The organism is Pseudomonas sp. EA_65y_Pfl2_P78 (assembly GCF_963970495.1).
GTDB lineage: Bacteria > Pseudomonadota > Gammaproteobacteria > Pseudomonadales > Pseudomonadaceae > Aquipseudomonas > Aquipseudomonas baetica_A.
The window spans coordinates 1-12,607 of record NZ_CAXAON010000058.1 but is presented as its reverse complement, the minus strand read 5'-3'; the positions used below and the strand labels follow the sequence as shown (position 1 = coordinate 12,607).

General features: G+C 48.6%; 4 protein-coding genes and 2 pseudogenes. 4 read left to right on the top strand and 2 right to left on the bottom strand.

Annotated elements, in window-relative coordinates; genetic code table 11:
- Window positions 1–477: 477 nt before the first annotated feature.
- Window positions 478–7,959, bottom strand: coding sequence for a CHC2 zinc finger domain-containing protein (locus tag AACY02_RS25340; RefSeq protein WP_339434275.1), 7,482 nt, complete (start codon window positions 7,957–7,959; stop codon window positions 478–480).
- Between the two features lie 1,336 nt (window positions 7,960–9,295).
- Here AACY02_RS25340 and AACY02_RS25335 point away from each other — a divergent pair.
- Window positions 9,296–9,625 (top strand): hypothetical protein, encoded by a 330-nt coding sequence (locus AACY02_RS25335; protein ID WP_339434274.1) that lies wholly within the window; start codon window positions 9,296–9,298, stop codon window positions 9,623–9,625.
- Between the two features lie 51 nt (window positions 9,626–9,676).
- Here AACY02_RS25335 and AACY02_RS25330 read toward each other — a convergent pair whose 3' ends face one another.
- Entirely contained in the window at window positions 9,677–10,432 is a 756-nt protein-coding gene (locus tag AACY02_RS25330; protein WP_339434273.1) for a hypothetical protein, read from the bottom strand.
- 127 nt (window positions 10,433–10,559) lie between these two features.
- Between AACY02_RS25330 and AACY02_RS25325 the strand changes: the two genes are divergently transcribed.
- The 3 genes and pseudogenes from AACY02_RS25325 to AACY02_RS25315 all read left to right on the top strand — a co-directional run.
- Window positions 10,560–11,315 carry a hypothetical protein gene (locus AACY02_RS25325; RefSeq protein WP_339434272.1) on the top strand — a complete coding sequence of 252 codons (756 nt, stop codon included), beginning with the start codon at window positions 10,560–10,562 and terminating at the stop codon, window positions 11,313–11,315.
- A gap of 27 nt (window positions 11,316–11,342) precedes the next feature.
- Window positions 11,343–11,771 (top strand): annotated as a pseudogene (locus tag AACY02_RS25320) (alkaline phosphatase family protein); the annotation flags it as partial.
- 437 nt (window positions 11,772–12,208) lie between these two features.
- Window positions 12,209–12,487 (top strand): annotated as a pseudogene (locus AACY02_RS25315) (2-oxoadipate dioxygenase/decarboxylase family protein); the annotation flags it as partial.
- Window positions 12,488–12,607: the final 120 nt, after the last annotated feature.

Genomic DNA, 12,607 nt, shown 5'->3' with positions numbered 1-12,607 from the left:
TGGGATAAGAGCTTCGTTGGCGCATGAAAATCCTGGCGATTAAGGGCGATCGCGTCCGCTTAAAAATACGCGGACACCATCGCCCTTAATGCTGGAGTTTTGAAGGTGACTTGGCCAGACGCTTACGTATTTGATCTCTTCACGTGCTTCTATGTTGCCTGCTGCCCAGACTTCCTGAACCTTTTTATAGGATGCGCCCCCTTATAAGGCTGCGCCGATCCAACCTCCGTATTTCACAACCGTTGCAGCCTTGGCGACGCCCGTCGCGTGACTGACATAACCTGGAGGTGGACCCGGAGCACAGTTCGGCTAATAGTTGCCCTTCACGGACGTCTTCTATCGGCCGGAAGCGGACATACCGTGATCACTCTACAACCTCGACGCTCTGTATCAGATATCGGAGCAATAACGCAGCAAGGAAAAATAATGAGTAGGCGGTTTATCATATAAAAGTACCAATACTTGTTCCAATCTTTACTATTCTTCGACCCAAGAAGGAACTGAGATATACGGCAACTCCTCACCTTCTCGCAAAGTCATATCTGCGTCAATCCAATCATAAAACGCAGGTGAAGATAGCAGATCTTGCTTTTCCACAGATGAAAACGGTTGTTGATAACCGTTATTGAAAAACGATTTTGCTCTTTCTTGGATTGTCCTTTCATCAGAAAAATTCTTACTAAATCCCTCGAAAAACTTAATATCTATATTATTTATGCCTTGCGCAATAGTCTGCCAAAATAAACTCCTGCTTCTTAGCTTTCCTGAAAGCTCTCGCACTACATTACCAGGATCGGATAATTCACCGTTGGAGGGAATCGCTGCGCACAACCTACGATCTAGTGTTTTCTCATCGACAGTTTCTGCAATTGGTAAATAGGCAACCAACTGCAAAGGAACAGGAAGCATTTGAGGGCGAGGTTTGCCTTCAAGCATATTATGAGGGTCAATATCCGCAATAACCAACGCCTGATCCCCGTCACTCAATGGGTCGTCCTTACTATTGTAATAAATACCTTTCGACCAACCATGATATGGAGTTAGGCTTTCGATGTACCCATGTGTTCCCCCTCCGTTTTTCCAACTCTCTCGCCCGATAAAACAACTGCCGCCTTTCAAGCCTGAACCGACACCGTTGATGAAGACGGTAGTTGTACCCGCTGCTAACAGGCCAGCCTGACCTGCTATCCAGTAGTCAGCGGTACGCGTTGTGGCGGCTGGAACAATCATGATCGACCTTCGAGAGCCAATCCCACCGTTTTTTGAACAAACTGATAGCCAATTAGAAAGCCCCTTAAGATCCTCCCATACATCAACCTCAGACGCTCCAAGTCCAAACCTCGAACACATAGCTGCGTAGTCCCTCGCCATCTCAGGAATATTCGTGGGACTCGTAAAAAGAAATATCTCAGAACAAATCAACTCCATAAAATTCGCCAAAGGCAAACCAGAGTAGGCGAGCAACTTCACTACGCCCTCAATACTTATTTCCCAATCAAGACGTAATTTATCTACTATTTTTCCAGGAACAAACAATGGCGCCAAGGGTTGTGTTCCAGGCCGTATAAACTCGCTCAGAGCAACCGACCTATATTTTTTTGGCCGACTTAAATTTAGAACAATACCTTTGCTAATTTCATCATTTGCAGAATCCACACTCAGACCTCCTCGAACTTCAGAGGGCTTCAGGTATTCGCGTATATCCTTCGGAACAGGCCATAAAAGATTAAGAGTCGCGCTTTTAGCAGGAAGTATCGATTCAGAATCAAACTCCAAGTAAGTTCCGGCCAGCACAGCAACTGTTTTTCCAGGCAAACACTTATCCTTCAACCATCTGACTGTTTCCGGACGGACCGAGTACTCCGGCAAGATTAACAAATCCACACCAAAAGATTCGCAGGCATCCACAACACTACGTAGCAGCCTGCGACGACGGTGCTCCACCCAACTTGGCAACAAAATCTTCTTCTCTCTCCAAAGATGATTTAATCCAGTTGCATCAGTGGCGCTTAAAAGGGAACCGTAAGGAGAGTCTTTTAGATATCTTAGTTTTTTAATTACTGTAGATTTACAGCTAGCACTAAAAGGCCATTTCTTTGGCGTAGCTTCAACCATCGGATGAGCATAGCTTAGCTCTTGATGATCCCACTGAACAAACGCAACACGCACATGCCCTAAGTTCCTACTATCCTTTCGATCGCTCCAAGCCCCCTTCTGACTTAACTTGAAAGAGTTAGCTCGTGCTTTAATTGTCGCCTCACTAAGTAACACTTCAACGGGTCTATCTTCAATTTTTTCAGCAAAGTCCGGGGCACGATTATCAGTAGGTTGATCATTTGAATCGATATTTTCACCCCCCTCCAGAGAAAAAATATCTTTTTGAGGCTCAGCGTCTTCTACCTCCAAAGGCGTATCTTGCGCTATTTCCGCTTTCGGGATAACTTCATCACTACCGACCTTTGCTACAACACTATTATCCTCAGAAGTATTTGCAAATTTTTTTAACAGCGCAATGGATGCAAATGGCTCACCAAGAACAGAAATCGAAAGCAGTCGATCACTACTCCTATCGTAAACCTCTGTCCATACACGAACTACTCTTCGATCAGAGTCAAAGCTTTCCTCTACATGTCGAGCTCGCAACGGATATTGTGAGATCATCCAAGACTTTATATCCCAAGCAAGTCCCCTAGAGTCTGTAAAGCGTTTGGTTTGCGCATTGAAACCATAAGCTTGCTCCATAACCAGAACCACTTTAAGATCGAGCTCAGAATCCAAGTCTTTAACCATATTACAGACAGTTTCTAGCAACTCAAGATTAAGAACATCAAGAGCCTTTTCTGTAACATCGAAGAAAGGCCAATCAGTCGGCTCTGGCTCAGTTAAATCTTTAACACTTATACTTGCGAGTGCTACAGCGATTGTTTCAATTGCATTACTAATACCTGATGATATTTGTGGACTGCCATCATCTGCCAACCTCATCCGGTAACCCAAATGCGCGACAAGCAAACGTAATAAATCCAGAAGACTTATATTGTCATCAATGTTTTTATCCGTTCTCCCGGAATCCGCCACAGTTATGCTGGCGGGCGAAATCTCCCACTCGACAGGAAAATCAAACCCCTCGTATATTGCAAATCCACCATGGCTTCTAAGCGAGGCAAGAATACCCTGCAAAGCAACAGCGATACCGGAGCTTACTGCTCCTGCTCGAAGTGTTCTCCATGCGAATAATGGAGAAATCTGAGCGTTTTGGTCCATGGACCACAAGCTTCTAGTGAAGGTTAAGATCCCCACCAAATCCCGTCGCAGCCCAATTGTTGCAGTTGGAGCAGTGGCTAAGACCTCGCCAATGCTCAGAGGTAATTTGCTCAAAACTCGATCGGCAACCGCCCGAAGAAATATAGTCAACTCTGTTAAATCAACATGCTTCTCATAGCGAACCCACATCCCCGCTGTTTCAGTTTCCGTTGCGAGGAGATGCATCAATTGTAAAAGGGGATTATCAGTTGCCTCCGGGAATTTTTCTAATAACTCAAGAGCTCTTTCAACGCTAGCCGGAAGAAAACTGTTAGGTATTATGCGTCGCCCAATTTGTGAATTGGCAAACGCCCCTCTCAGCTTTCGAAGTTGGCTTCTCAGAACGTAATGAGAAGGTTCTGCGAGCGTTGCCTCATCTAAAGGCACCTCTGACTCGGATGAGCTAAATTTGGCTATATCATCATGAAATCCTAAGTAATCACTTAGAGCCACACCAGCACGCCATAGCTGAGCCTCGTAGATCGGAACCTCTATAGTCCTCAATGCCCGGCCGCCATCTCTCACAAAAGCTCTATTACCCACCTCTCCTTTTGGCACACCCTCGCATATAAGATAGGAAGCTTGACCAGGCTTATTAATCGCTATATAGGGCCAGGCCGGAATCAACTCCAGGCCATCATTTTGCCTTTCGTACTCAGCCATCATCACAACTAACGATCTATAGAGATTTGCAGCCTGTCTCAACACGCTGGCATTTACAACAAACTTTCCTGACGGTGGTTTGTCTAATAAAAATAGATTAAGACCTACTGGTAAATCTGAAGCTTTTTTAAGCAATGCTGAGCTAGGGCTTTCCTCTACAACCCATTCAGGCACCGCGGCTATAACCACTCCATTTTCAGCGCCAAAAAAAACCAGATCAGATTGACTATTTTCCTTAGAAAATACGTCATAAAACTCAAAAGAATTTACACTACATAAATTTTCAGTAGTACCTTCACCTACTTTACATGCAACCATTCGCCTTTGATTAACACCGGGCAGAGAAGGCATTATTAGAAGTTTACCTCCCGCCCCCAGAGAACTTAACAAGCAAACTCTCTTAGAGAGCAAACCAATAATGCTCTCTCTCGGAATCAATGCAACCAAGACTTGCAATGCTAAACCAAAATATTTTGTCCCTGGTTTAGCGAAAAACTCTAGATCATCTGGATTCCCGTCCGAAGGCAGGAAATATCGGAAAAATTTATAAGATTCAGTATTATCTTCCCCTACGCTTCTCGCCAGAGCTTTATATTGCGTCACATACGAGCTTAACGGGTCAGATTCAGAACGCAGATTTGCCAACATCAGTTGTTCTACGGCCGCATGAAACCAGTCAAAAGGCAGCCAGGAGCGTACATACATAGACCGCTCTGCATAGGTTTTAGTTCTACGTACTGGCACCCCACAAGATTTCGCCGCCTTCCACTCAAGCAGATCCAACCTTTTTTCTAGTTGATACTTTAGCTTTGAGTCGCTAGTTAGAACATTTTGTCTAAACCCTTCCTCAAGTACGACCTTTGCTAAATAAGAAATTCGCTTTTGCCGAAGAGCATTTTCTGACGCACTCAAACCTAGCTGAAGGCTATTTTTATGGTCAATAAGCTTTTCCAGCCCTTCTAACGCGAACAGACTGGGGGCTTCCCACCCAAAACTATCGGAGTCTAAACTCCACCCTGCGTCCTCAGTACATTCTTTCCAATACTTCTCATATAGCTTCCATGCTTTATCCGCAATCGAATCTGATCCCGAATCTGCAACAGATAATTTAGATGCGACAGCATACCAAAGTAACCTAGCACCTTTTGCAAGTTCGCTTGATCGCAAATCCATTGCTAAGAACGATGTCTTTACAGTTTGCAAAACAACGTCTGTTGAACTCCTGTATATTTCCCAGTTCGATAATAGGTGCAGAGCTGACTGTCTGTCCGATGGAGGAGCACCTGACCAAAACTCCCACCCTGTTTCACCATCACCTGCTAAAGGCGGCTCCCAAGCCGGGCCCGACGCCTCCAACGCACGTCCTTGATTCGCATAATCAGAAAACTGCTCCGCTGTCATCGGAGGAATCGCGTCGGCCTTGGCTACCAATGCCAAATCTAAAGCCCGTGTCTTTAGGTCTACTACCTCTCGTAGCTCTTCCAACAACTCAGCGCTACTAGCCAATAATATAATGTCATCAACGTACCTTGCGTAACCTAGATGAGTCTCCTCATCTACATTGTATTTCTTCATCAACTCAAGTGCTGCAAGATCCACGGGAAATAGTGCAACAGACCCTAACCACGCAGAGATCACAGGGCCCTGAGGGATGCCTCGCAGTGGGTCTGCACGAGTGATTCGCCCATTATCTGGACGTAGATATGGATAACCAAAAACCATATCACACAACTGCTCGACAACACTTGCAGCCTTATCAGCAGCCTGCCCCATTCCTGCTTGAGCTTTCAGTAACTCTGCGAATGCTGGTGCATTTCCCGCTACAGACTCCAGTGCTTTTTCAATATGTGGCTGAATGCTATCCCTAACAACATGTCGACGTATACGATCATAGTATCGACTCACATCGAGGCGAATAGCGTATACGTACTTTATTTCTTTTGCCTGCTTATTAAGAGACTGCATAAAGTCGCGCCAACAGTCTAGGAATGGACGAAACATCCCCTGATCCGTGGCGGGCTGCCTGCCCTCAATGACTTCCATATCAATCTGATAGGCGAAACTCAATGTGTGATCTGATAGAACCAACGGCTTCAAATCGTTAGACGCGTCAGTTAGACCGGTAGTTACTGTTTTTCGTTCTTCACGGTAGTAACGCACTGCAGGAATACAATGGCTGAAATTCGTCCCCCCCAGAGCGGATGCATCCCAACGCTCCGTCAACAATTCATTCAACACATACTGATGAACTATTAAGTCCTCTGGCTGAGGCATGACCTTAAGCCTGGGTTCATCTGAACCAAAAGATCGAGGGACCCAAACAGCCTCGAATGGACCAATAGGTTCACTTAATTCATTAGACAGTCGTTCATGAAGCAGTATGTTGAACGCACTGGCAGCGACATCTAGCCGTTCCCACTTTGACTCATCACAAGGAAGCTCACCTCTCCGCGACCCCATATACGCGAGTAGTCTGGCATGGTTTAGCCGGGCATCCGAATTAGTTAGATAACACTCCGATACCGCGGCTTCGGTTGCCACATCGACGTTGAGAAATTGTAGCCACTCCTCCATTGCAGTTACAGAGGTGCCTTTTTGATTGCCTTCGATAAGCTTTTTTATTTTTTCAGGGGTATTGCCAACAATTTTTCGAAGCTCCGTTCGCGCTTTCTCGAACGCTCTATATTTTCTAGAGCGAGAGGCATTATCCCAACGAGGTGCCTCCAAGAGGTCGTCAGCATCAACCCCAAACTGATTTGCCAATACCGCTATACCACTTTCGTATGTAGAGTCTTTTAGAAGAAGCAGGGCATTCTGGGCAGACAATCCAGAAAGATACTCATCCGGATCTTTAGTGCGAGTCGAGCCTCCAACCCCCTTAATCTGAGTGGCCGTTGGCCAAATAAATAACACATCGAGATTAGCACTTAGCAATTTAAGCGCGGTTTCGGAAGCCCCCCTTAGTCCTGCCTCATCACGATCAAAGCAAATGCAGATTGTTAAAGATGCAACCTTTGAAGGCAGAGAGTCGCTTATTCCCTTGATAATTTGCACTTGCTCTTTGCTGAGCGATATGCCCATTGTTGCTATTGCAGGCAGCCCTATACCTTCCAGCTTCAGCGCATCAAGAAAACCCTCACAAACATACAAGCGAAGATCTTTTTTACCTTCCTTGGCCGACGTTCGTATAGAACTTGCAGCTTGTTCTATACGAAATAGCGCCTTAGATTTTGGAAAACGCTTTGAAAATAAATATTTTGGTGTTTGATCATCTAAAGCACGCCCTGCGAGACCCAAAAGCTTTTTTTGCTCGTCTCTTATCGGAAATACAATACGATCCCCAGTAAAAAAATCCGCGTAACGGATGTCTTGGCTGGACTGCAAATTCAGATGGTAATTTGTAGTACCTATACTAGGAAGAAGCTTACGAATGAGGCTCGCCTCTTCTAATGCTCCAGCCAATTCTCGCTGAGTTCCAGCCGGCTTTGTAATCGATACCTGTTTTGAAAGGGAGTTTTTGTGTGCGTACAAAAAACCTGCTTTTTCTAATGCTGCCAAGTCCAAACTTCGACTAGAAGCCCATGTGGCTAGGCGCTCTTTATCATTGCTTACTTTATAAAGCTTGTACGCAAGCTCTAGCCCCGGGGTCTCTGACTGCTCAACCTTCAGATCCTTACGTCCGCCCTCCTTTCGGATAGAAATACTAGAGTAACTTGGTGAGAGCCATTCCACCGCCCCTTTGAAGTCTAGATTAAGAACACCTCTCACCAGATCAATTGCATCTCCATGCTCACCACAAGCAAAACAGTGAAAATGCTGCGGAGATTTATTTCTACTCGTATCTATTAGAAGAGAGGGAGTCTTATCGCTATGGAATGGACATAAGGCAAGCTTTCGCGTGGCTGACTCATTTCGCAGCTCCATTCCCAACCGCTCAGCTACCTTGTCAATTTCGACTTCATGCAGCAGCTTCTCAATGTTGATGCGGGGCATGCCGATTCCTTTCGCTGTTAACTTAATTATGGCAGGAGGTGTTTGCTGGCCCCATCATATCCGCATATTTGAATACCGCACATGGCAGCTTCACCGGGACACCTCTTACACAGGAATCTTCCGACGAACCCCCTATGAGTGCGATGGGCGGTCCACCAGTTGGAGCGCCCTGCCTTCATCTGAAACTGTTACACGACTTGACTCAGTTACACGCTTGAAAATTGGTGTCTCAGATCGGTGTAACTAAGATAAAAACCAACAAATACAATAGCGTAGCTATGCCTGTTACACCGGTTACACGAGTTACACCGCATTTTGATCAGATACGAACCCCGCTCCCCGGTAGCACCAATCCCTCCAGCGAACTTCAGGTGCATCTCCCGCGGCCTGCCGGGGTCCCTGAGGCTTTCATTGAGACACGGGGTCGGAAACCCGCAGGACCTTGTTAGCGGGAGAACTCCCAGCTTAGTGAACAGGTGAACTCGGTGAACTGCCGGTTCACCTGTGCATTTGCCCTATGGAATGGCCTATCTGAGGTGACCATTACCGAAACGGTAATGGTGGCTGTTTTTCGATGTGTTTCTTTCAATTTCAATGACTGAAATTTCAGTAACTCTTGAGTCCTCCCACTAACGAAGCCCCGCGGGTTTCCGACCCCGTGTCCTTCAGATAGTCCCAGGGTCCCCGGCGGCTTTCTGGCGACTGATTGCTTTCTGCCATGCTGCAGCTAACCTCCACCACGGCTAGCCATCGCGATTTCCGCCCGTACGGCACACATGGTTAGAACACTTGAGTCATTACCGATCCGACACACGGAAGCGAGGACTAGCATATGCCATCATTTATCGTGAATAGAAACGTTCAAGCAAATGGCGACTACGAAGTGCACAACACGACGACTGGCTGTCAGTTCATGCCGTTGCCTGCCAATCAGGCATCGCTGGGAAGTCATACATCATGCTTTGGTGCTGTAAGCGCCGCTCGAGCGGCTAACCCCACCCTAAGGATTAATGGTTGTTACTATTGCTGCAATCCTTGCCACACCAGCTAGATTCTCGACTAACGATAGGGGATTTTTAGCCTACATCTGAGATTGTGCGATCATAGGGCCAAGCAAGCTGTATCCCTACGTGTATCCCGAACCGTGAAATCTGGCTGTAGGCCACGGATTACATGGAAGACTACAGTCTCCCTCGGGCACCAAAATTAAGAAAGGTCTTGCTTAGCAAGGCCTTTTTTTTCGCCTGCAATAAAGTCCCTCACTTGTGGAGCTGCCGCGGGCTGCGATCTTTTGATCTTCCGCTTCTTGGCCATCCGAGCCCCAAGGATCCACACCATGCAAACGTCACTGGAAACAGTCGCCCTTTTCTCCCTCAAACTCGCCTACGAGGAAGAGGGCCTGAGCCCGATTCTGCGGGACGACATGGTCATGGGTGACTACCAGCGGGATATTTTCGAATTGTTGGTACGCCGGGGCGATGTCGAGACCATTCAATTCAAGATGAATGAGTGCCTGGGGCTGGCGATGGATGCGTTGGGCGGTGTCGAGAAACCGCTGGGACGTGAACTGCACAAGCTGTCAGCCGATTTCAGCCAAGCTCAGTCGCTGGAGCAGCTCGATCAGCCGCTCCTCGCGCTCAAGGGTTACTTGAAGGACATTCTGTAATCGAACGCGCGATCACTTGTCCACGCTCAGGTTGAAGAAAAAACCTGCAGATTACTTGAGCACTTTTACCACTCGAATGTTGATCGCAAACCCACCCGCGCCAGTCAGTTTCTTCCATCCCACGTACTGAAATATCAAGTCCTCGTCGATGGGGTCGCCCCTCTCTACCATTGCGGCGCCCAACACCGCGACTTCCTTATAAACGGTGCAACTGCCCGCATCGGGGTGGACGGTGTAGATCACGTAGGGTTTGACGTATCGCACGGCGCGCAAATGTCGGCCGCATTCCCAGTCGACCGTAATCATCAACGTCTTCAGATACGCTTCGCCATCGGTTTCCGATTCCTCGGCGAGTTCGTTGAGCTTGGCGATTCCGCCGACGTCGCTAAAGCCCAGAGCGCGGGCGCGCTTGTATTGCGGGGTCTTCTTGTGCTCGGCCTGGGCCTTGAAGTATTGCTCTTGAAGCTCTCTGACCAAGACCTCCTCTTCCTTGTTCCGGATCTCGAACGCTTGGGCAATGACGTTTTCGCAACGGGCATATTCGGGAGAGCCAAGGCTTGCCTTGGCGAGGTGATCGCGATGGACGTAAAGAGTGTGATTCAAGCTGTCGACGCGGTTCATCGCTTGCCTGGTCGTCATGGTCCCGTTTTGAACTCTGTTCACTACCTCCTGAAAACTCTGACAATCGGAGAGGTATCCTTTCCAGGCCTCCTCCGGGGTTTCATCCCAGTAGGCAAGTGCCGGGGTCATTACGATGGCGAAGAACAAAGCGCTGAGCAGGCGCAAGACAGAAGAAACGGTAGGCATGTGTAGTCCGTTACGCGGTTGAAGAAAGTGGCGCGAAGCTACTATTTTGTTATCTTGCCGTCCATCTCCAGCGCGCCTCATCAACACGCGCTGTTTCAAGGTTTTTGCAGGTTAAGGAAAGGATCGAATGGAGTTTCTGTGTCTACTCGCATTTCTGGCGACGTGGGGTTTCATGTGGCGCTGGGTGGTGAAAAACCGTGGCAGTTGGAATCTGTTTATCGGCAACGTTTTCGGTGCAGGGGCGGGGTTTATTGTCGGGTTTGTGGTGTTTTCCGTCACGATGTCGCTGTTCGCGCCGGCACGTATTATCGAGCAGGCAAAGATACAGAACGCCGCGAAGCAGAGCGCTGAACCGGCCCTCATGCCTGAAGCCGAATCCGCGCCTGAGGAACCTCCCGTTGCTGCGCCTGCGCCTGCTCCTGTTTCCGACAGCCTCCCCGCCTACGTCGCCAGCGAGCCGCAGAACGAGCCCTCACCACCTGAGTCCGCTCTCCTGCCGAACTTCAGCAAACGGCTACCTGCTTCGCTGCTGGAGAAGGACTTCAAGGACACTGCGGGCCACGATTTTGCCGCTTTGCGCAGAGTGGCAGGCAGTAATCCGAACGCGGACAAATCGTTGATGGCTTTCATGATGTGCGAACCCTTTATCAAGAGTGCGATGCGCTTTTCAGCGTCGACAGTGATGGCAAGCGCGAAGGACGCCAGCAGTCAACGGTTCAAGGATCAGACCTACACCATTACAAGTACCGCCACCTCACGGAACATGGTGGGAGACGATGTGAGGTATCGGTTTGACTGTTCAGTGCAACAAGTGGACGGCAACGATGCAGGCAAAGCCGCGTGGCGACTGCTCGATCTGAAATTGAAGAAGAGCGAATCTTAAGCCTCGTTTAAGGGTTCAAGGCGCCCGCTGCGGGCAATTCATGCCCTGATCGAACGCCTCGGCCTGTTCGACGAACACCTTGAAGGCGCTGTGGTCAGCGACAGCGCCAAGCTCTACGAACACCCGGCCTGCTATTACCGCCGTGCGGATTTGTAACCGGCGCTGGAGAGCAACGAGACGTTGCGTGAGCGATTTTTCGGCGGTGCGCGTAAGCCGATTTTCACCAGCAGCAACGCTGACAATCACCTGGTGACCTTTGCCGAAGTCATGGCGATGTACTTGCTGGTGTGGTCGCCGACAGCCTGGACGCTGATCAATCCGCCAGCCCCCGCGCTGACACCCGAACGCCACAAGCGCTATGCCCTGGAACAGACGCGAATCGACGGTTTCAAGACTGGTCTGGGTAACATCGCCCGTGCACTGGCGCACCTGCCGAGTCTGATGATCTTTGACGATAGTCCGAATGCAGCCCTATTGACAGCATAATCCGAGCGCAAAACTGTATGCCCATACAGCTAACATTTCCGGATAATTCGTCGTGGCAAGAAATCACATCAGAAGTAAAACCGGGCAAGGGCGCTACGACTCGACCGCACGTAGAGTCCTCATTTCTGAGTTCAGGCCAGTAACATTGTGCTTCCTCGAATCGCCCGATCGTGGGACCTCGAAAAGCCTACCGGATTATGAGTTCATAACGGGCGAAAAGGGATACCTACCAAATTTTCCCGTACTAATTCAGAGCGACGGTGAACCGTGGATCATCGGAATCCTTTACCTAGTTACGAAACTTCATAAAGAGGTTGGTTATGAATCAAGGACATTCCGCAGGATTGCAGACTTTTAGCACCACTAAACCAAGAAATGGTTTCCACCAAGTGGGCACGATTTCTTGCTCCGCTAGCCTCGGTGACGCCTCGCTAGAGGATTTGTTGCGCAATGGTTATGTGAAAGCTGAACCGCTGGTGTACGAAGATTTCCTGCCAGTCAGTGCGGCGGGGATCTTTCAATCGAACCTTGGGGATGCAGCGCAGGCCCACTATGGCGAACATTCCAACCGACAGGCATTCGAGCAGGCGCTGGGACGCTCGACGATTGATGAATTGGGGTTGTATGCGCAAACCCAGCAACGTTCGATTGAGGAATGCGTTGCTGCGCTTGAATCTCGCCAATAGTGGCCACACGCCATTGTGCGCAACTTCTTGCGCACTCAAATGTGGATAACCGTGTGGACACATCCCTACAGCCCACGTAATCCGTTCTGTACAGACGAGTGCGCAAGAAGTTGCGCAGTA